The organism is Paenarthrobacter sp. 10L420 (assembly GCF_056395385.1).
In genome coordinates this window covers 20,407-40,799 of record NZ_JBFTJK010000010.1, presented here as the reverse complement: position 1 = coordinate 40,799, position 20,393 = coordinate 20,407, and the positions used below count along the sequence as shown (strand labels likewise).

General features: G+C 63.1%; 19 protein-coding genes. 8 read left to right on the top strand and 11 right to left on the bottom strand.

Annotated elements, in window-relative coordinates:
- Positions 1–14: 14 nt before the first annotated feature.
- Both AC1DD5_RS15395 and AC1DD5_RS15390 read right to left on the bottom strand, forming a co-directional pair.
- Positions 15–1,046: an L-idonate 5-dehydrogenase gene (locus AC1DD5_RS15395; protein WP_477522031.1), complete on the bottom strand. Its 1,032-nt coding sequence runs from the start codon at positions 1,044–1,046 to the stop codon at positions 15–17.
- Positions 1,043–2,434 (bottom strand): MFS transporter, encoded by a 1,392-nt coding sequence (locus AC1DD5_RS15390; protein WP_477522030.1) that lies wholly within the window; start codon positions 2,432–2,434, stop codon positions 1,043–1,045. The genes AC1DD5_RS15395 and AC1DD5_RS15390 overlap by 4 nt, the downstream gene beginning before the upstream one ends.
- Positions 2,435–2,584: 150 nt before the next feature.
- On the opposite strand from AC1DD5_RS15390, the gene AC1DD5_RS15385 reads away from it, so the two are divergent.
- From AC1DD5_RS15385 to AC1DD5_RS15370, 4 genes are all read left to right on the top strand, one after another.
- Positions 2,585–3,310, top strand: a complete 726-nt coding sequence (locus AC1DD5_RS15385; protein WP_477522029.1) for a GntR family transcriptional regulator — start codon at positions 2,585–2,587, stop codon at positions 3,308–3,310.
- A gap of 155 nt (positions 3,311–3,465) precedes the next feature.
- Positions 3,466–4,542: an alkene reductase gene (locus tag AC1DD5_RS15380; protein ID WP_477522028.1), complete on the top strand. Its 1,077-nt coding sequence runs from the start codon at positions 3,466–3,468 to the stop codon at positions 4,540–4,542.
- Positions 4,543–4,629: 87 nt separating this feature from the next.
- On the top strand, positions 4,630–5,364 hold the full coding sequence (locus AC1DD5_RS15375) for an SDR family oxidoreductase (RefSeq protein WP_477522027.1): 735 nt from the start codon (positions 4,630–4,632) through the stop codon (positions 5,362–5,364).
- A 114-nt stretch (positions 5,365–5,478) separates the two neighbouring features.
- On the top strand, positions 5,479–6,285 hold the full coding sequence (locus AC1DD5_RS15370) for a strictosidine synthase (RefSeq protein ID WP_477522026.1): 807 nt from the start codon (positions 5,479–5,481) through the stop codon (positions 6,283–6,285).
- A gap of 42 nt (positions 6,286–6,327) precedes the next feature.
- Here the strand turns inward: AC1DD5_RS15370 and AC1DD5_RS15365 are convergent, their stop codons facing one another.
- From AC1DD5_RS15365 to AC1DD5_RS15325, 9 genes are read right to left on the bottom strand one after another with little or no spacing between them, the layout of a single operon-like run.
- Positions 6,328–7,008: an SDR family NAD(P)-dependent oxidoreductase gene (locus AC1DD5_RS15365; protein ID WP_477522025.1), complete on the bottom strand. Its 681-nt coding sequence runs from the start codon at positions 7,006–7,008 to the stop codon at positions 6,328–6,330.
- A complete protein-coding gene (locus AC1DD5_RS15360; protein WP_477522024.1) occupies positions 6,998–8,278 on the bottom strand; it encodes a sialidase family protein in 1,281 nt (426 codons plus the stop codon). Before AC1DD5_RS15360 ends, AC1DD5_RS15365 begins: the two co-directional genes overlap by 11 nt.
- 4 nt (positions 8,279–8,282) lie before the next feature.
- Complete coding sequence (locus tag AC1DD5_RS15355) at positions 8,283–9,059, bottom strand: HpcH/HpaI aldolase family protein (protein ID WP_477522023.1); 777 nt, start codon at positions 9,057–9,059, stop codon at positions 8,283–8,285.
- A 41-nt stretch (positions 9,060–9,100) separates the two neighbouring features.
- A complete protein-coding gene (locus AC1DD5_RS15350; protein ID WP_477522022.1) occupies positions 9,101–10,090 on the bottom strand; it encodes an aldo/keto reductase in 990 nt (329 codons plus the stop codon).
- 40 nt (positions 10,091–10,130) lie between these two features.
- On the bottom strand, positions 10,131–10,961 hold the full coding sequence (locus AC1DD5_RS15345) for an ATP-binding cassette domain-containing protein (RefSeq protein WP_477522021.1): 831 nt from the start codon (positions 10,959–10,961) through the stop codon (positions 10,131–10,133).
- Positions 10,958–11,878: an ABC transporter ATP-binding protein gene (locus tag AC1DD5_RS15340; protein WP_477522020.1), complete on the bottom strand. Its 921-nt coding sequence runs from the start codon at positions 11,876–11,878 to the stop codon at positions 10,958–10,960. Before AC1DD5_RS15340 ends, AC1DD5_RS15345 begins: the two co-directional genes overlap by 4 nt.
- Position 11,879: 1 nt before the next feature.
- Positions 11,880–12,809 carry an ABC transporter permease gene (locus tag AC1DD5_RS15335; RefSeq protein WP_477522019.1) on the bottom strand — a complete coding sequence of 310 codons (930 nt, stop codon included), beginning with the start codon at positions 12,807–12,809 and terminating at the stop codon, positions 11,880–11,882.
- Entirely contained in the window at positions 12,806–13,741 is a 936-nt protein-coding gene (locus tag AC1DD5_RS15330; protein WP_477522018.1) for an ABC transporter permease, read from the bottom strand. Before AC1DD5_RS15330 ends, AC1DD5_RS15335 begins: the two co-directional genes overlap by 4 nt.
- A gap of 3 nt (positions 13,742–13,744) precedes the next feature.
- The gene (locus AC1DD5_RS15325; protein WP_477522017.1) at positions 13,745–15,319 is read right to left on the bottom strand and encodes an ABC transporter substrate-binding protein; all 1,575 of its coding nucleotides are present in this window, start codon (positions 15,317–15,319) and stop codon (positions 13,745–13,747) included.
- A gap of 184 nt (positions 15,320–15,503) precedes the next feature.
- Here AC1DD5_RS15325 and pdxA point away from each other — a divergent pair, with 184 nt between their 5' ends.
- The 4 genes from pdxA (at position 15,504) to AC1DD5_RS15305 (ending at position 20,345) form a co-directional block, all read left to right on the top strand.
- The gene (gene pdxA / locus AC1DD5_RS15320; protein ID WP_477522016.1) at positions 15,504–17,888 is read left to right on the top strand and encodes a 4-hydroxythreonine-4-phosphate dehydrogenase PdxA; all 2,385 of its coding nucleotides are present in this window, start codon (positions 15,504–15,506) and stop codon (positions 17,886–17,888) included.
- 79 nt (positions 17,889–17,967) lie between these two features.
- The gene (locus tag AC1DD5_RS15315) at positions 17,968–18,750 is read left to right on the top strand and encodes a DeoR/GlpR family DNA-binding transcription regulator (protein ID WP_477522101.1); all 783 of its coding nucleotides are present in this window, start codon (positions 17,968–17,970) and stop codon (positions 18,748–18,750) included.
- 123 nt (positions 18,751–18,873) lie between these two features.
- Positions 18,874–19,689 carry an oxidoreductase gene (locus AC1DD5_RS15310; RefSeq protein ID WP_477522015.1) on the top strand — a complete coding sequence of 272 codons (816 nt, stop codon included), beginning with the start codon at positions 18,874–18,876 and terminating at the stop codon, positions 19,687–19,689.
- Positions 19,690–19,757: 68 nt separating this feature from the next.
- The gene (locus AC1DD5_RS15305) at positions 19,758–20,345 is read left to right on the top strand and encodes a TetR/AcrR family transcriptional regulator (protein ID WP_477522014.1); all 588 of its coding nucleotides are present in this window, start codon (positions 19,758–19,760) and stop codon (positions 20,343–20,345) included.
- The last annotated feature ends 48 nt before the right edge of the window (positions 20,346–20,393 follow it).

Sequence of the window (20,393 nt, the reverse complement as noted above, 5' to 3'; positions counted from 1 at the left end):
TTTGTTGGGGGTTGTCAGCTGGCGGTGAGACGGAGCATGACCTTGCTGCTTCCGGCGGCCGGATCCGCGGAAACACGCATGGCTTCCTCCGCTTGGTCAAGATCGAATTTGTGGGTGATAACCGGTGAGACATCCAGGCCTTCGGCCATGGCCTGCAGAGCGTCGGTGATCTCGTCCACGAACCGGTAGGAGCCGATCCAGGTGATCTCGCGCGTCACCAGGTCACCCAGGGCCGCGGGGGCGGGGGCCCCGGGCAGGTTGCCCACTTGGACAATGGTGCCGCCGCGGGCGGTAGCTCGCAGGACTCCGCCGAGCACCGCCGGGATCCCGGTGGCTTCGAACACGAGTTCCATGTCCTGCGGGAGGGAACCGTCGCCGGAGAGGTTCAGTACCTCGTCGGCGCCCATGGCCTTCGCGATGGCCAGTGATGCCTCGCTGATGTCCGTGGCGATGACGTTCCTGGCGCCGGCATGCTTGGCTGCTGCGACCACGAGGGAGCCGATGGGGCCGGCACCGTTGACCAGGACGTCCCGGCCCGAAAGGTTTCCTACCCGGCTGACGGCATGAAGGGCGACGGCGAGGGGTTCGGCCAGTGCGCCGTGCAGCGTGTCCACGCCCTCGGGCAGCGGCCGGATCTGCGAGGCGCGGGCGAGCTTGCGTTCGCTGAAACCGCCGTCAGTGTGGGGGTCGAAGGCGGCAGAGCCGAAGTACCGGATCTGCGGGTAGAGGTTGGTCCGGCCCGCCAGGCGCTCCGGCATGCTGCCGTCCCCCACCAGTTCTGCGGGGTGGACGGTCACAGGCTGCCCGACCTCGAGGTCGGTGACCCCGGCGCCCAGCTGCGCTATCCGGCCGGCCACCTCATGTCCCAGGACGAGCGGTGACTTCAGTGCCGCCGTCCCCGACGCTCCGTGGCGCCAGTACGAAAGGTCTGATCCGCAGATGCCGCCCCATTCGACGTCGAGCACTACCTCGCCCGGACCGGCAACCGGCTCCGGCCGGTCATCGATGCGTAGGTCGTTGGCTCCATGGACTACAACGGCTTTCATACAGCGTCCTCGAGGCGGACCAGGTCGCGGCCACGGACTTCGGGGCCAACGGCAGCGGAGACGAGGGTGATCAGCGAGTAGCCGATGAGCATTGCGGCCAGCGGCCACCAATGTCCAGTGACTGCGGTGAGGGTCGCCGCCAGCAGCGGTCCAATGGCAGTGGCCAGGATGCCACCGATTTCCTTGGCAAGGGCCAATTGGGTGAAGCGGGTCCGGGCTCCGAAGAACTCGGCCATGGTGACGCTCTCCATGGCGAACAGGCTCAGCACGCCCAGGTTCAAACCAATGACCATGGCGATGGTTATGGCAGTGGCGTTGCCGCTGGTGATCATGAGCATCATCGGAATGGCGTAGAGGGCAGTGAGGGCGCTGAGCACCAGGTACAGAGGGCGGCGGCCGAAGCGGTCACCGAGAAGGCCAACCAGCGGGATGGTGACGAAACCGAGGAGGGAGCCATACATGATCGCGTTCGTGCCCACGCTCTTATCCGTGAGCAGGACCGTCGCCAGGTAGCCCACAAGGAACGTCTGCACCAGTCCGGAGTTGCCGGCCTGGCCAAAGCGCAGGCCCAACGCGATCAGGAAGGACTTGCCCTTTTTCTGGTGCAGGGCAGCTTCGATGGTGCTGGTTCCGGCGAGCTCGGGTGCTTTGGCGGCGCTCTTGATCTTGTCCTTGGTGAGGGCCACTCCGTCAACCACGTCAGCGCGCTGTTCGAAAACCGGGCTTTCCTTAATGGAGCGACGGATCCAGACGGCGAACAACATGATCACGAAACTGGCAAGGAACGGGATGCGCCAGCCCCAGCTCAGCAGGTCCTCCTGCGAAAGCGATCCGACCAGGATGGCCCACAACGCCGAGGCGCCGAGAGTTCCGGAGTTGGTGCCGAGGCAAACCAAGGAGGAGATGATCCCGCGTCGGCGCGCCGATGCGAACTCAGCCAGCATCACCGTGGCGCCCGCGATTTCTGCGCCCGCGCCGAAGCCCTGAATGAGGCGCAGGGCCACCAGGAGGATGGGAGCCCAGATGCCCACCATGGCGTACGTGGGAAGAACACCGATCAGGGTGGTGGAGGCACCCATCAACGCGATGGTGATGTACAGGACCTTCTTGCGGCCAATCCGGTCACCCATGCGGCCGAAGTAGACGGCGCCGAACAGGCGGGCAACGTACCCCACGCCATAGGTGGCCATGGCGGCAATCAGGCCGACGACCGGGCTGACGTCCGGGAAGAAGAGTTTATTGAAGACGATGGCGGCCGCCAGGGAGTACAGCTGGAAGTCCATGAATTCCATGGCCGTTCCCAACCAGCCCGAGACGGCCACCTTGGCCAGTTCGCGGGTGGGTTTTGTTTCAGGTTTGATGGTGGGCGGCGAGATGCTCTCGGTCATCTGGTGCTCCTTTGCAGGCGATGAAAAACGAAGGGGAGAGTAAAACGGCTGAAGCTGGACTGGATCACTTTGTTATGACTCGCAGCACCTCGCTTGCTACTACCATACAAGCACTACCATTCTAGTGTGTCAACCATTTAGTATGGAGCTATGGCAACTGGGAAAAGAGGCACGGCGCCTCGGGTGTCCGTGAGAGATCAAACCCTTGAGACGATTCGGCGTCGGATCATCTCTCTCCAGCTACCCCCTGGCGAGCCGCTGTCGGAGAATGAATTGGCTCAGGAACTGGGCGTGAGCCGGACGCCGGTCCGCGAAAGCCTCATCCTGCTGCGGGAGGAGGGCCTCATCCAGGTCTTTCCCCAAATCGGTTCCTTTGTTTCCCTGGTGGATCTTGGCCGCGTCTCGGAAGCGCAGTTTGTCCGGGAGGCCATCGAGTGCGCCTCCTTGCGCGACCTGTCCGTAGATGACGAAGGCATTGCCGGACTCCGGCTGATACTCCAAAGCCAGACAGAAGCCGATGCGCAGAAAGACATCGAAGAGTTTTTCCATCTGGATGAAGAATTCCACCGCGAGCTTCTTCGGCTCGCCGGACATGAGTCCGCATGGTCCGCAGTCAACTCCGCCAAGGCGCATCTGGACCGCGCAAGGCGGCTGAGCCTGCTGGACACCAGGCCCGTCTCAACGCTGATCCAACAACACACTGCTGTGGTGGATGCCCTGGAAGCCAACAACCTCGTTGACGCGGATAATTCGTTGCGCCTTCACCTGCGGGGCGTCTTCGAGGACGTCCAGCGGATTCAGGAGACCACCCCTGAACTCTTCTCCGACGGCACCGTTGCCCGACCCGGTCGTCGGACCGTAGCCCGCCTTTCCTGAGTCGCAGTTCCGCCGTTCGAAAACACGACATCCGAGCTTCATGGGGAATATAGTCTGAGTGCACTCAGTTATGAGTGTAATCACTGTCGCATTCATATCGGCCGAGCACCGGCTAAACGGCAGCGAGGCTCTGCTTTACCGCAAGGACTGACCCCATGACCTTTTCCCCCCTATGGCAACCGTTCACTCTTGGCTGCCTGAATCTCTCCCACCGGCTTGCCCTGGCGCCAATGACCCGAAGCCGTTCCAACCCCGATGGCACGCCGGGCGACTTGGCTGCTAAATATTACGGGCAGCGCGCCTCATTGGGATTGATCATCACCGAGGGCACGCAGCCGTCGGCTGATGGACAGGGCTATGCGAACACGCCCGGTATCTACACCCCTGAGCATGTGGAGGGCTGGCGAAGCATCACTGAAGCAGTTCATGCCCGTGGTGGGGCGGTGTTCATCCAGCTCATGCACGTGGGTCGCATGTCCCACCCGGACAACACTCCACACCACCGACAGCCGGTGGCACCCTCGGCAATCTCCGCAGACCAGGAAATATTCACGCCTTCCGGACCACAAAAGACGCCGACGCCCCGCGAGCTGAGCGCCGAGGATATCCAGAGCACCGTAGCCGACTTTCGCCACGCCGCAGCTTCGGCCATCGCAGCCGGCGCCGACGGAGTCGAAATCCATGGAGCAAACGGCTATCTCTTGCACCAATTCCTCTCCCCCAATGCCAACCATCGCACCGATATTTATGGCGGATCTGTGGAAAACCGGTCCCGGTTCGTGATCGAGCTCGCCCAAGCCCTGGCCGACGAAATCGGCGCGGACAGGGTTGGCATCCGCCTCTCCCCCGCTATGCCGTTGGGCGGAATCGACGAGGGAGACACGGGCAGTGTGCGCGTTCAGTACCGGCACCTGGTCGGTGAGCTCGCGGCCCTGAACCTGGCCTACCTGCACCTTCACCATGTGGGCGATGATGAACTGCTCCGGTCGCTAAGGGATATATGGCCAACGGCGGTGCTTGTGGTCCGCTACGGACGTAACCGCGAGCAGATCGCCGACGACGTTGCCGCCGGACTCGCTGACATTGCCCCGCTGGGCCGTTTCGCGCTGGCCAACCCCGACATCGTCGAACGACTGCGCTCCGAGGCCCCCCTGAACGAGGTGGACCCCTCCACGCTCTACGGTGGCGGAGAGTTCGGGTACACCGACTACCCGGCCCTCACCACCGTCTAACTTCGTACGCTCGGTTGCTGCACATACACAGCAGCAGAATCCGCGCTGACCGGTGCGGATGGTCTCCCCTACAAGAAAGTTCGTGAAATGTACTCATTCAATGGAGCAGTCGTCCTCGTCACCGGGGCTAACGGCGGCATCGGAACGCACTTCGTCCACGCGGCCCTCGCTCGCGGCGCAAGCAAGGTCTACGCCACTGCGCGCACCCCCCGCATCTGGGAGGACGAGCGGATCGTCCCACTCACCCTCGACATCACAGACCCAGCCTCCATCCAGGCAGCAGTAGAGGCCGCGGGTGATGTCAGCGTGTTGATCAACAACGCTGGAACCAGCGTGGCGAGCGCAGGCATCCTCACCCATACCGACGCGGAAATCCGGACCAATGTTGAGACCAACTTCCTCGGCCCGCTATTCCTCGCCCGCGCCTTCGCTCCGATCCTGTCGGCGAAGGACGAATCCGCAATCATCGACATCCACTCCGCCATGAGCTGGTACGCCGTGGGTGGGATTTACAGCGCCACGAAGGCCGCTCTCTGGTCGGCCACCAACTCATTACGCCTGGAGCTTGCCTCCGACGGCGTCCACGTGGTTGGTGTTCATGTGGGCTATGTTGACACTGCCATGGCTGCGAACGCCGTCGCTCCCAAAATGGATCCGGCTGATCTGGTGACCACGGTGTTGGACGCGGTCGAAGCCGGTGAGTACGAGGTTCTGGCCGACGAGACGTCCGTTCAACTTAAAGCAGCACTCAGCGCGCCCATCGAGGCCCTCTACCCACAACTTGCCCGCAGCAGTACGGCTGGCCGGCCCCAGCGGACCTGATCATCTACCCCGGCTCCGGACAGGGTGGTATCTTCCAGTACCATGCCAGGGTCGGACCCGCCGTCGTCGAATTTCTTGGCACCTGACCACCACACTCGCGAAAAGAAGGCACAAATGGGCTCCCCACCTTCACCCATCCAACCGCATGTGAAAAAACACTTCAGCTCCTCGATCCTGCTATGGGTGCGCAGCGATCAGTCCCGCCAAGCCGGGATGGACTACTGGAAAGGCCCGCACTCCGGCATCATCGCCGCCACACCAGGCATGGAGGAATACCGGCAGATCCACCTCGCCGAACACAACCCCGGTCTATGGCCTGCAACCACCGGGGTGGAGACCGCCATCCCTGCGGACCGGAAAATTGACGGTATCGCGGAAGTCACCTTCCAATCTGCACTTTCGCCGCTCAAAGGCCGGAAGCAGACCGCTTTGGCCTATAAGGACGAGGTCAACGTGTTCCGCCGCACCCTTCTCTACGCCGGGCTGCCGAACACTTCACGCTGGTACGACGTCGCGTCCCCGACAGAGACCGTGGGCTCCCGTGCGATCATCTACCTCCGCCGCCGCCACGGCGTCCGCCCGGTCGAGTTCCGGAGGTTCGTGAAAAAGGGACTCGTTCCCGCCCTGGCTGGTACTGGGGTACTGAAGGAATTGCGCACTCAGTCATTTTTGCCCTGGATAGAGAAGTTGTGGGATACGCCGGACGTCTCCCACGACAACCCGCCGGACCAGCGCTTCCACGCATCGGTGATCATGGGATTCGCTGACCCTGCGGCCCGTGACGCCTTCTTTGGCAGCACCGCTGTCCACAACCTGTCCCTTCAACTCAAGCAAGTTGCCTCCGCGATCCATGCCTACGACGTCGCAGCAGCACTCACGTATGTCAAGCACGGCCAAATCCTCCCCCACTACGAACAGTAGTGGTGGCGCAGGAAGCGCGGCTCCTGCTCGGCCAGATTTCGACTAGAGCGAGGCGCCTCCGCAGATGACGTGGTTCTGGCCTGTGATGGATTTGCCGTGGGGTCCCAGCAGGAATGCGGCCAGGGCGGCGACGTCGTCCGGGTCCACTAGTGCACCAAGGGCAGGCATCTGTACTGGTGTCGCTGCCCGGCCGGGGTCGTTGAGCATCGGCGTGTCAGTTGGGCCCGGGGAAAGCACATTGACGGTAATCCCCCGCGGGGCGAGTTCTTGCGCCCATGTGCGGCCCAATCCCATCAACGCAGCCTTGGTGGCGGCGTAATGGCTCTTGCCCGGGGACCCTGTGGAAGTGCGGCTTCCGAGGAGTACTATCCTGCCGCCGTCGGGCATGGAGGGCACAAGGGCATTCGCCAGCACGCTGGCGGCAGCCACGTGAACGGCGAACATCCCTGCCAAAGCCGAGGGATCAAGGGCTCCCAGCGGTGCAGTCCTTTGGAACCCGGCGGCGTGCACCAGCGCATCGGCAGGTCGAAGTCCCGCCGCTGTGTCGGCCAGCGTTTGAGGCTCGGAAAGGTCCGCTTGGAGCCAGTCGAACTTCCCATCCAGAGAGGTGGCGCTGCGGCTTAGCCCGGTCACGGCCCACCCGTCGGCCAGCAGCCGGCGGGTGATGGCCAGGCCAATTCCCGAGCTGCACCCTGTGACTACTGCGTGCTGCTCAGCCGGCATGGATGGACCCGTCCTCCAGGCCTCCGGGCGTTTCAGTTCCCTCGTACGCCCATTGCGGGTCAACCCGCACGAATTTGATGGCCTGCCGGAAGTATGTGTAGGCGATGTTGAGGGCGCCATTCGGCCCTTGATGGATGGACGGGTAGGAGTACTCACGGTTCAGGCCGTCACGGGAGTTATTGGACAGGCAATATCCATCCCCCACGTCGAGGTTCCGGCGGATGGGCCAGGTGCGGCCGGAGTCTTCCGAGATGGCCAGCGTCATGGGTGACCTGGGTGTGCCCCAGAATGCGCGGCGGCTGTCATCGCCAGGAGACGCGCTGCCGGGAACCGGTTCGGCTAGCTGGCCCTGCTCGTCGGCCAGGCCGTCGTCGTCAATTTCGTCGTAGAGCGACAACCGGCGTTCCGTGCCTTCCTCAGCCCGGCTGTGGTTGTAGACCAAGGCGAGGCGTCCGTCGGTGAGGGCGGTGAACTGGATGGAGGAGTTGTTGTTCGGCAGTTCGGTGGGGACGGGCTCCGTCCAGGTGGTGCCGCCGTCGGTGGAGCGGGATTCATGGATTGCGTCGGCCCACCGGCTTCTGAACAAGGCAAAGAGGCTGCCATCGCTTAGTGGCTGGATGTTCATGTGGACACAGCCCAGGCTGCCAGGAAGCACGTGCTCGGTCCAGCTTGCCCCGCCGTCGTCGGAGATCATCACTGCACTGTCGTCACTGTGTCCCACCCATTTCTCCCCCGGTGTGGTGATGCAGCGGAAGATCGGTACAAGCATGCGGCCGCCCGGCAGGACCACAGGTAGTTGGCGGACGAAGACGCCACCCGTTTGGTTGGCGGGGAACAGCGTTTCCACCTCGCCCCAGGTGCGGCCACTGTCGATGGATTTACGACGGCGGACCTCCGCGGTGTCCTGATTGCCAGCCTTCTGGGCGGTGTACAGCAGCCAGAGGGCCTCCCCCTCACCTCCAAGGGCGGGGGCGGCAAACAGGATGGGGTTTTGCTCCGACCGGGACGAATCGTCGGACAGTTTCTCAGGCGCTGACCACTGACGGGCTCCGGGTTCCAGGGTGGAGAACCAGATGGAGATGTCCGGCACGCCTTCCTGGGTTCCGCCGAACCAGACGCAGCCGAGCCGGCCGTCGGGAAGGGTCAGGAGGTTCGCAGCGTGGCTTTGCACGGTGGGCGCCGGCAGGTAGGCGAAGTCCACGCCGTCCGCCCGCTTCACGGTTCCGTCCGGGGTGATGGTGCTGTAGGCCTCGTTGAGGGTGTTCTGCATCGGTTCAGTCCTTGGTGGTGGCGGCGTCGAGGTGGGACTTGGCGATTTGTTCCAGATGCGCCAGGTCCGAGGACACGGTGGCGAACGTGTAGCCCTGTTTCAGGCGCTGGTTGGCCACAGCCCCTGCGGGAGTGTGGATGCCGGCAGCAATGCCGGCGGAAGCCGCTGCTTCGGCAATGGTTTCCAACGCGGCGTTGAATTCTGTCTCGACGGCAGGGTCTCCGGGGTAGGCGCCGCCGACGGCGATGGCGAGGTCTGAAGGGCCGACGTAGATGCCGTCCAGGCCAGGGGTGGCGCAGATTTCCTTGACGTTGGCCAGACCGTCAGGTGTTTCGATCATGGCGAACACCAAAGTGGCGGCGTTCGCATCGGCGGGCTTCGGTCCGATCCGCAGCGCCGAGCGCATTGGCCCGTAGGAGCGGCCTCCCATGGGTGGATATTTGGCGGCAGCGACAGCTGCAGCAGCGTCCGCGGCGGTGTTGACCAGTGGGACGATCACGCCGACGGCGCCGGCGTCCAGCGCCTTGCCTATAGCGGTGAGGTTGTTGTCCTCCACCCGGACCATGCCGACGGCGGTGTGCCCGGCATCGATTGCCATCAGCCCGGAGAGCACACCCGAGTAGCCGAGAAGTCCGTGTTGGGCGTCCAAGGCTATGTAGTCGTAGCCGAGCCGACTGATGCGTTCAGTTGCAACGGGCGCGTCCAGCACTGCCCAGTAGCCCACCACCCGCTCACGGGCACGGATCTTGCGGGCGAATTCGAGGGCCAGTTCGGAGGTCATGAGCATCCTTCAATCATTTTCGGTTCAGAGGTAAGTAACAGTCAGCGGTTGTACGCCGGCATAGGACCGCGAAGCGAGGTGCCCACGGCATCACAGGCTTCGACGACGTCAGTCGGCAATGGCCCGTTGGCCACGGCTGCTATGTTGGCACGAAGCTGCTCAACCTTGGAGCCGCCTAGCAGCATGGAGCCGACACCCTTCCGGTAGGCCAGCCAGCGCAAGGACAGCTCGGCCAGCGCTATACCACTGCCGTCTGCGATGCGTGACAGCTCTTCGATGGCGTCGAACAGCTGACGGTCCCAGTACCGTTGGGTATACATGGCCGCCAGTTTCGAATCGCCGTACCTGCCCTCGGTGGGCTTCGCGTCGAAGCTGTGTTTTCCGGTGAGGAGTCCGCCGCCCAAGGGGTTGTAGACCATGGTGTGGACGTTGTGGGTGGCCGCGAATTCGAGGTATTCCTCCTCGAGTCGACGCGCCACCAGGTTGTAGAGCTGTTGGGCGACGACGGGCTGCGGCGCTCCCACTTCACGCGACACATGAAGGACGTCGTCGATCTGCCAGGCGGCGAAGTTGGAGACGCCCAAGGCGCCGATCTTTCCTTCGGCTACCAGTTCGGCCACCGTGGAGAGCGTTTCAGTCAGCGGCGTGGCACGATCCGGCTGGTGCAAATAGAACAAGTCGATGGTCTCCACGCCGAGCCGGCGCAGGCTGCCTTCCACGCTGGCGCGCAGTGCAGCCTTTGACAGCGGCGGTCTCCCGCCGGCGTCAGCGTGCGGCATGCCCGCCTTGGACGCCAGAATAACGTCCCCGCGCCGCTCCTTCAGGAGACGGGACAGGATTTCCTCGGTGGTTCCCCCGACGTATGCGTTGGCTGTATCTATCGTGGTGATGCCGGCGTCGAGCGCTTCCTCCACCATCCGCCCGGCGGTGGCCTCATCCGCCGTATCTCCGAATGTCATGGTGCCCAGGACCAGCCGGGAGATGGGAAGTTTCAGGCCCTCCACGTGGGTGCCTTCGGGATGCTTGCTCATTGGTTGATTCCTCATGATTGCTGTGTCGAATATCCAGGTGTCAGGCCTGGTTGGCCAGGGCCAGCGAGCGGACCAAATGGCGCGGTTTGAGGCCCGTCATCGTGGAAGGATCAAGCGCCGCACGGCGTAGTTTGCGGGTGTAGTCCTCCTTGGGGGCCGTTAGGACGTCCGCTGTGGAGCCGTGTTCAACGAGTTTGCCCCGCTGCATCACCATGACGGTATCGCTGATTTCCTGCACCACGCCAAGGTTGTGGGAGATGAACACGTAGGTGATGCCTGTTTCGTCCTGGATGGACTTCAGCAGTCGCAGAACCTGAGCCTGCACAGAGACATCGAGGGCACTAGTGGCCTCGTCGCAAACCAAAAGTTCCGGCTTGGAGGCAAGGGCCCGGGCGATCCCGATCCGCTGGCGCTGGCCACCCGAGAATTCGGACGGATGTTTATCCAAGGACTTTGAAGGCAGCCCCACCTGATCCATAAGCGAAGCCGCGGCCTTATGCCGTTCTGTCTTGGAACGGACGCCCTGGAGCTTCAGCGGCTCGGCCACGATTTCCTGCGCGCTCATGTGGGGGTCCAGCGATCCGTAGGGATCTTGGAATACCATCTGGAACTTGGAGCGCAGGGGTCGCAGCTTCGCCTCGCTCATGCCGGCGATGTCCGTCCCGTCCAGGGCGATCCTTCCGCCGCTGGGGGTGACAAGCCGCATCAGCGCTTTGGCCACTGTGGACTTGCCGCAGCCGGATTCACCCACGACGGCGATCGTCTTGCCTTTGTCCACGGAGAAGGACACATCATCTACGGCGCGGAACGTTCCGCCGGGCACGTGGTAATCCACCACCAGGTTTTCGACGGCGAGGAACGGCGTGGTCATGGCTTGGCTCCGGTTTGTTCGATGGATGGATTGGCATTGGTTAGCGGTTCTTCAGTGCGGGAAGGCACCACCAATAGGTCAGCAGACGTTTCGTCCCACGGTCCTAAAGCCGGCACGGCTGCCAGCAGGCTCCTGGTGTATTCGGTGGCGGGGTGGTCCACGATTTGTTGGACATCGCCGGACTCCACAAAGGCGCCGTCTTTCATCACGTGGATTCGGTCCGAGATGAGTCTGGCCACGCCAAGGTCGTGGGTGATCATGAGGATGCCGATGCCGCGCTGCTCCTGCAGTTCCAGGAGCAGGTCCAGAATTCCGCCCTGCACTGTGACGTCCAGGGCAGATGTTGGCTCGTCCGCCACCAGCAGTTGGGGCTCGCTGGCAAGGGCAATGGCAATAAGTACACGCTGCAGCATGCCGCCGGAGAGCTGATGCGGGTACTTCTTCAGTTGCTTCTCAGGGGTGGGTATATGCACCTGCTCCAACAGGCGGACGGCCCGCGCCTGTGCAGCGCTCTTGTCCTTTGTCGATGCTGCGCCCGCGATCCTGATGGCCTCGATGAGCTGGCTGCCGATCGAGTGGACCGGGCTCAGCGCGGTCATGGGGTCCTGCGGAATCAAAGCCAATGTTTTGCCGCGGACCTTGTCGATGGCTTTGGGGTTGGCTGTGACGTCAACGCCATCGATCAACACTGTTCCGGAGAGCACCGCCAAGTCCTCGGGCAACAAGCGGAGGATGCCCATCGCCGTCGTCGACTTGCCGGAACCGGACTCACCGATGATGGTGACCGTTTCGCCCCGGTAAATGCTGAAGCTGACGGAGTCAACGGCCCGCACTATCCCGGCGTCCGTGATCAGTTCCACTTGGAAGTTGCGGACCTCGAGGAGGGGCTGTTCCTGGGAGGGAAGTTGTGCGGTCATGTCAGGCACCCTTCTTCTTACGGCGGGGACGGTCGCGGAGGCCATCGCCGAGGAGGTTGACGCCCACCACCATGAGCACGATCACCAAACCGGGCAGTGTAACCATCCACCAGGAGGTGGTGATGTAATCCTGGCCGTCGGAGATGATGCGGCCCCAGGTGGCGAACGGGCGCTGCGGGCCGGCCCCCAGGAAGCTGAGCGCGGACTCGAGCAAAACTGCTTGGGCGAGCAGGAGCAGGACCACCAGTGTTGCCTGCTTGATCACGTTGGGGATGATGTGGCGGATCAGAATCTGGATGCGATGCAGGCCGAGGATCCTGGCGGCGGATACATAAGGTTTTTCGCGTTCCACCAACACCATGGAGCGGGTCAGGCGGGCGACTTCGGGCCATTGGGCGATGGCGATCACGAAGGTGATTACCGGGATGGACGGTCCGAACAATGCCACCACCAGCAGCAGCATCATGAGCAGCGGCAGGGACATCTGGGCTTCAAGGAGGCGGGAGACGATGGTGTCCACCCAGCCGCCGAAGTAGCCGGCGGCTGCGCCCAGGATGATGCCGATGGCACCGGAGACAAGTACCGCCAGCACACCGATGGTCAAGGAAACCTGACCGCCGTGCAGGACGCGGGAGAGCAGGTCACGGCCCAGTTGGTCGGTGCCGAACAGGTGGCCGTCCGTGAACGGCGGCAAACGCCGGGCGGCCAGGTCCTGGAAGTTGGCATCCGCAAGTGGAAGCACCTGGGCAAGCACGATGGGGATCATCACGAGCAGGGTGCAGATGGTTCCGACGATCAGCTTCCATTTGGCTGCGTGACGACGGTGGGTGGCACCTGCCTTGGCGATGTCCGCCTTGGTGACGGCGCTGGGACTCGGTTGCCGGGCGGAGTGCCCGGCGGCTGTAGGCGTTGCGGTGTCGCTGAGGCTCATGCTGTTGCCGCCTTTCCAAGACGAACGCGGGGATCGAGAAGCGGATAGGCGAGGTCGATGAGCAGCTGCACACCCACCGCCAGCAGAGCAGTGAGAAGGACCGTTGCCTGGATGAGGGGGTAGTCGCGCGTTTCCAGGGCCCGCACAATCAGGGATCCGACGCCTGGCCAGGCAAACACCACCTCGACTACCACCACGCCATTGAGCATGGCGGCAAACCGGGTGCCAAGTGCGGTGAAGACAGGGATGGCGGAGTTCCCCATGGCGTAGCGCCAGGTAAGGGCGGAGGCACGGACACCCCGCGAGCGGGCCACTGTGAGATATGGGGCCGCAAAGTTGGCGGTCATTTCGCGCCGGACCATTCTGGAGATCAGGGCGATTTGCAGGATGGCGATGGTGATGGTGGGCAGGACCAGACCACCCCACGTGGCAAAACCGGAGGCGGGGAAAATCGGAATGAGGACCGCGAACCCTGTCAGGAGCATGATGCCTGTCCAGAAGTCGGGCATGGACTGTCCGGCGATTGTGAGTACGTTGACTCCCAGTTCACGGCCGGTGTCAGGGCGTCGTGACATCCACACACCCAGCGGAATGGCGATGACGGCGGTCAACAGGATGGATGCGGTGGCAAGGGTCAGGGTGTAGGGCATGCGTTCCGCCACCACTTGCATTGCCGGTGCCTGGAACGAGTAGGACTGGCCCAAGTTTCCGGTGAACAGCTGCTGGAGGAAGATCCAGTACTGCTCGAGTACGGGCCGGTCCAAGCCGAACTGCTGCCGTACGGCAGCAAGCTGCTCGGTGGTGGCCAGCGGGCCTGCGTAGGACACGGCAGGATCACCGGGAGCCAAGCGGATGAGGATGAAGACGGTGGATACCGTGAGGAAAACGGTCAGCAGACCCTGTCCCAGTCGTTTCAGGATGTAGTTCGTCATGGCTTAGGCCTCCAGCCGTGCATCAACGAGCGGGTAGGAGTTGGTGGGCGCCAGATTAATGCCGGTCACCCGTTCGCGGTGAGCGAGCACGGATTTCGGCACGAATGCCCAGGCGCAAGGCCACGTGTCCCAGATAGCCTGTTGGGCCACGGCCATCAGTTCCTGCCGGCGGGTGGGGTCAACTTCGGAGGAAGCCGCTTGGATCTTGGCTTGCACTTCCGGGAAAACATAGCCCTGATAAGTGTCGCGCGTCGCTTCCTTTTCGGGGGTTCCGGCATACATGCCCTGCATCATCGTGATAGCAAGGCCGGTGGGACTGCTGAACCCGTTGCCCAGCAGGTCCCAGTCACCTTGTTTACCCTGGCGCCAGGCCAGAATGTTGCCGCCGGGTTCGAATTGTTGCAACTCGGTTTTCACGCCGATGGCACCGAACATTTCAACCAAGGCCTCCATCACGGACGTGTCGGAAGCGAACTCCCCGGTCTCCCAGATGATCTTCAACGTGAGGTCGGTGACACCCAGTTCCATAAGGCGAGCCTTCGCCTTAGCGGGATCGTAGGTGTAGGTTCCGGTCTTGTGGTAGCCCGTGAGACTGGACGGCGTGACGCCCTCCGCCTGGCTGACGGAATCGACCAGCACGTCCTTCACCAGCGCTTCACCGTCGATGGCCCAGCTCAGTGCCTCACGGATGCGGACATCGGCCAGGGGGTGCCCGGCGGGCTTACGGAAGTTGTAGAAGATCTGGTTCAGGCGGAGGCTGGATGCTTCCTTAAGTTCGACGCCGGGAAGTCCGGCAAGCTGTTCGCGTGAGTCGGGCGTGATGGAGTCGATGATGTCCACTTCGCCGCTGCGCAATGCGATCACGCGACTGGACTCCTCGGGGAGGAACCGGACTTCGACGTTCTCAACCTCCGGCTTGGGCCCCCAGTAGTTCTCGTTGCGGGCCAAACTATAGGTACCGGCACCGCGGTTGAACTTCGTAACCATATAGGGGCCCGTCCCAACTCCCTCCTGCAACTCCTCCGGCTTGTTCTGCGCGGCCGGCGTAATCAGGATCATGCTCATGAGGGAGTCCAGGATGGGAACCGGGTTTTTGGAGACCATCTTGAACGTGCGGTCATCAACCGGCATGACTTCGGGAAACTCGGGGAAGAAACCGGCTACAAAAGAGCCCTGAACCTGCTTGTACATCTTCAGCGCAGTAGCAACGTCCTGGATCTTGACCGGGCTGCCGTTCGAGTAGCGGATGCCCTCGCGAAGCGTGACGGTCCATTCTGTGGGACCGGTCATCTCGAAGCGCTCGGCCAGGACAAGGACGGGTTTGGTTTCGGGACCGATGGCGGTGAGACCCTGGCGGACCGCGCGTTGAACGGTAACAGCTGCATCGAACTGGTTGAGCTTGTTGTCCAGGCTGACCAGAGAGCGGTTGAGGGCCAGGGTGAGGGTGTTGGGACCCGGTAGGCCGGTGGGCCCTGCGCAGCCAGCGAGGCTGCTGGTGCCCAGCAGAAACCCGGCTGCCGCGCCAAACTGCAGCAGGCGGCGGCGGGAAATCTCACTTCCTTGAGGAAGAACGGTCATCGTTGACCTCTCAGTAGATCGGGGACGGCTGCCTGCCGATTTGGCTGCGCCGGATGTTGTGTCCATCACTCTGCCATGGGTGCGTACATTGCGCAACCCATCTAGCGCGATTCGCGCAATCTGTGTCATGATGAGTGCATCCCGTATCCGGCGGGTCAGCGACTACGACGTGGAAAGGAGCAACGTGCCTTCCGTATTTGTGCAGGCCGACGATTTCTCCGGAGCGGCCGAGGTCGGCTTCTGCTTTGCGAACCAGGGCTTCTCTACGCAGATCCGCCTTGGCCTGCAAGACGGCGACGCCTCCCTACCGGGGAACGTCATCGATGTCCTGACCCCAGACGTCCTGGTCATTGACACCCATTCCCGTGGACTTCCTGAGCACTCCGCCGCAGCCCTTGTCAAAGACGCCTTCGCAGCAGCGGACACGCGGATCGCCTTTAAGAAGATCGATTCCCTCTGGCGCGGGAACGTGCGCGCCGAGATCGCTGCACTCACTGAACTGGGCTATCACACCGTTGTTGTCGGCGCCCTGCCTCAGCTGCAGCGCTCGGTTATGGACGGAATCCCGCTTGTCCAGGGGATTCCCTTGGCTCGGGCGGGCCTCTGGCATGCGGAACCGTCTGTACCGCCCAATGACATTCCAACCCTCCTGAACCCTGCGGATCCGGGCTCTGTTCACACCCTGAACCTCGCCGCGGCGCGGTCCGGCCTTCTTCGGGAAAGGTTGGCACACCTGCTCGAAGCCTCATCCCCCGGCCAAGTGGTGGTTGATGGAGAGACTGTTCAGGATCTCGAGTACGTTGTCGACGCACTGCTGGAGATGGGCTTCACCGAAGACGGTCGCCGGGTGGCGCTCGTGGGGAGTGGCGGAACCGCTGGAGTTCTTGCACAGCGACTTGCTGCAAAAACTGCGCGAAACGCGCACGACAGGATTTCTCCTCGCGCGTATGCAAAACCAGTCGCGCCTGAGCTGCAGCGGGAGGCGAAACCGGTGCTCGCCGTCGTCGGCTCGGCTTCCGAAAAAGCACAGGCGCAACTTGCGCAGCTTCAGGCCCACGGCTTTTTGGCAGTTCCACTGGAGCCACAGCACGTCGACGTCGCTGACGCCCATGCCTCCCAACTGGCCCAGGTTCGGCAACTACTACACGCGGGCAACAGCGTGGTCATCATGCTGACCGAGGCAAAAGTGGAACCATCGCAGGCGGTGCGGATCGTCAAGGCGCTGTCCGCTTTCGCAGCCGAGGCAGCACAGGGCACTGGCGCTGACCTGATTCTCACCGGCGGTGAGACAGCCCGCGAAGTTCTTGACGCCGTCGGCCTCCGAACGCTTGTGCCGTTCGCTGCCGTGCAGCACGGGGCGGTGGTGAGCCGCGCCGACGACGGGACGCTGGTGGGAACCAAGCCCGGCAGCTTCGGCGACGAACTGGCACTTCTGCAGCTTTATGACGAAATCCGGGAGCGCCGCGATGAGTCCACGCGCGCACCTGCCAACAACCTTCCAAGCAAGACTTCCAAAAGATCTGGAGCAGACATGACAACCACCGCAACGAGCAACAACGAGCAGAACGCCCTCCCTTATGTGGCTGTCACTATGGGCGATGGCGCCGGCGTGGGGCCGGAGGTTGTAGTCGCCGCTGTGCTGGATCCCCAGAGCAACGCCGAATGCCGACCCGTGGTCATCGGCGATGCCCTGCGGCTGCGGCAGGCCGCAGACATCCTGGGCATCGAAGCGGACATTCACAGCATCGAGAATGTGGAAGACGCCGTTTTCACGCCCGGCCGCGTAAATGTGATCGATATGGCTCTGCTGCCGGAAGACCTGCCATGGGGTCAGCTCTCGCCTGCGGCCGGACACGCCGCCTATGAGTACATTCGCGTTGCCAGCGAGCTGGCCATGTCCGGGAAAGTACAAGCCATCTGCACCGCGCCGCTGAACAAGGAGGCCCTGCACTCCGCCGGGCACATTTTCCCCGGACACACCGAGTTGCTGGCACAGCTGACCGGCACGGAGGAAGTATCCATGATGCTCTCCACCCCCAAGATCCGCGTCATCCATGTGACCACCCACATCGGACTGGTGGATGCGATCCGCAAGATCAACCCGGACCTGGTGGAGCGCACCATCCGCCGGGGACACGAGGCACTGGTCCGGGCGGGCATCCCCAACCCGAAAATCGGAGTCTGCGCCATCAACCCGCACGCCGGTGAGAACGGCCTGTTCGGCCAGGGCGAGGAAGCGGAGAAGATAGAACCCGGAGTCAAGGCCGCGAAGGCCGACGGCATCAATGTCGTGGGCCCATTGCCCGCGGACACGCTGTTCTTTCTGGCCGGCCGGGGTGACTACGACCTCGTGGTGGCGATGTACCACGACCAGGGGCACGGCCCTGTCAAGGTCCTGGGTATCGAAGCCGGCGTCAATATCACGGTAGGCCTGCCGGTGATCCGTACGTCCGTGGACCACGGCACCGCGTTCGACATAGCAGGCAAGGCAATCGCCGATTCCCGTTCCATGGTGGAGGCGCTACACCAAGCAGCGGAGATGGCTACCCGACCCAGCGTGGCCGTGTAGCTGCACATCGTGGGGTTGCCGGGAGTTGCCACTCAGCGGAACTAGCATGGGTACCACTGCAACAGGAGGGAAACCGGCGATGCTGAGCGCAAATGCGCGGCGCGAGGAGATTTACCATCTCGCCGTGACAACAGGTTTGGCGTCTGTGGAGGAACTGTCCGCCCGGTTCGAGGTGACAGCGTCTACCATCCGCCGCGACCTTGCCCTCCTGAACGGACAGGGCAGGCTGGCCCGCACCTACGGCGGCGCCATGGCATTGGGCGCGCACCCTGAGGCGTCGCTGCGCCAGCGCACCGGGGAAGCATTTGAGCAAAAGCACGCAATCGCCCGGTTTGCGGCGTCGCTCATCCGGCCAGGCGAGAACATACTGCTCGATGCCGGCTCCACCGCCGGTGCGTTGGCACACGAACTGCGCGGGTTCGACAAACTATCCGTGACGACGCCAGGCATCAACACCATGCAGGAGTTGGCTGACTCGGAGGGCATCGAGGTGGACTGCCTTGGTGGCCGGCTGCGTAGCGTGAGCCAAAGCTTTGTAGGTCCGCTGGCCGAAGCGGCCTTGGAACGCATGAGCTTCGACCGCGTGTTCCTCGGAGCCGACGCTGTCACCGCCGAAGATGGCATCTGCGAGGCCGACCACGCCCAGACCCGGCTGAAGGAACTCATGGCACGACGCGGTAACAGTGTGTACGTGCTGGCGGACTCATCCAAACTGGGCCTACGCCCGTTCCACGCATGGGCGAAGCTCCCACTCCCCTGGACCCTCGTTACCGACGACGGCGCGGACCCGGCGCAGCTGCAACTGTTCCGCGACGCCAGGGTCAATGTCGAGGTGGCCGCAATCTCAGGTGAAGGCCGCTAGGCCTCTCGGGACTCGTTGCTTTTTACCGTATAACCATAATGTTTTACTCCCCAAAACCCTTGACCTAGAAGTGGCGTGCCCATATGATAGTACGAACGTAATCTAAAACTTTAGGAGAATTCGATGACACAGGCTCAGCAGGTCGCGCTCGTAACAGGCGCCTCCTCAGGCATCGGCAAAGCAACAGCGATCGCGCTGGCCGCCGCAGGTTTCCAGGTGATCGGAACCGCGCGTGACTCCTCGCGGCTCACTCCGCCTCCAGGCGTGGCCTACCTGGATCTAGACGTAACCAGCGACGACTCGGTCGCCTCAGCGGTCCAGCAGGTGATCGAGCGTTTCGGACGCATCGACGTCCTGGTCAACAACGCCGGTGTCGGCTCAACCGGCGCAGCCGAGGAGTTCTCGATCAGCCAGACGCAGGACATCTTCGACATCAACGTCTACGGCGTCATGCGGATGGCAAAGGCGGTCCTTCCGCACATGCGCGACCAAGGCCGTGGACGCATTATCAACATCTCCTCCTTGAGCGGATTCGTCCCCAGCCCGTTCATGGCCCTCTACGTCTCGACCAAGCACGCGGTGGAAGGGTACTCCCAATCGCTGGACCACGAGGTCCGCGACTACGGGATCCGGGTCCTGCTCGTTCAGCCAGGCCCGATCAACACACCGTTCGCGGGCCACAGCGTGCTGGCCGATACCCCCTTGCCGCTTTATGCGGCGGGACGGCGCAACTATGACGAGCTGATAGAGAAGAACCTCAGCAACGGCGACGACCCTGCCGTCGTCGCCAGGGTGATCGTCGCAGCGGCCACCGATCGGAACCCCAAACTCCGGCGCACCGCCGGCACGACCGCCCGGACGATCAACGCGGTACATCGGGTCGCCCCTGCCCGCAGCTTCGACCGCGTCATCCGCAAATACAACCGGATGCCGAGCTGACGCGCGCCTTTCCCGTATCCGAACCCGGCACGAGATCTTTGATGTCCCCGAAATTGATGGAGTAACCCATGGTGAAGTACTCGAAGGAACACAAGCAGGAGACAAGGCAGCGGATCATTGCCACCGCCGGTCGACGGTTCAAGAGCGACGGCATCGACGGTTCCGGAGTCGCGACGCTCATGAAGGACGCTGGCCTGACCAACGGCGCTTTCTACGCGCACTTCGCGTCCAAGGACAGTCTCGTCGCCATCGCCATAGGCGACGAACTTCGCACATTGCATGCCAACATCGTCGCGCTGGCCGAGCCTGGCAGGGCAGGCCTGGAGCAGATCGTTCGCTGGTACCTGTCGGCCCAACACCGGGACAGCCGCGGCGACGGTTGCCCCAACGCAGCGCTGCTCGATGAGATCGGGCGCTGCGGCGAGGCAATACGGCAGGCTTACACCGACGGCGTGCTGATAGTCATCGACGGCCTCGCCGCCCGCATGGCACCCGAGGATCCGCTCTCGGCCCGTGTGAAGGCGCTCAGCTTGCTCGGTTTGATGGCGGGGACACTGCAACTCTCCCGCGCCCTGACCGACCGGCAGCTCTCCGATGACCTCCTCGAGCAGGGCGTCCGTAATGCCTTGGCCCTGGTGGCCGAGCCTGGACAATGACCACATTTCGGCGACAAGCCCCAGGTACGCCCGGTGACCTCCGCCTCC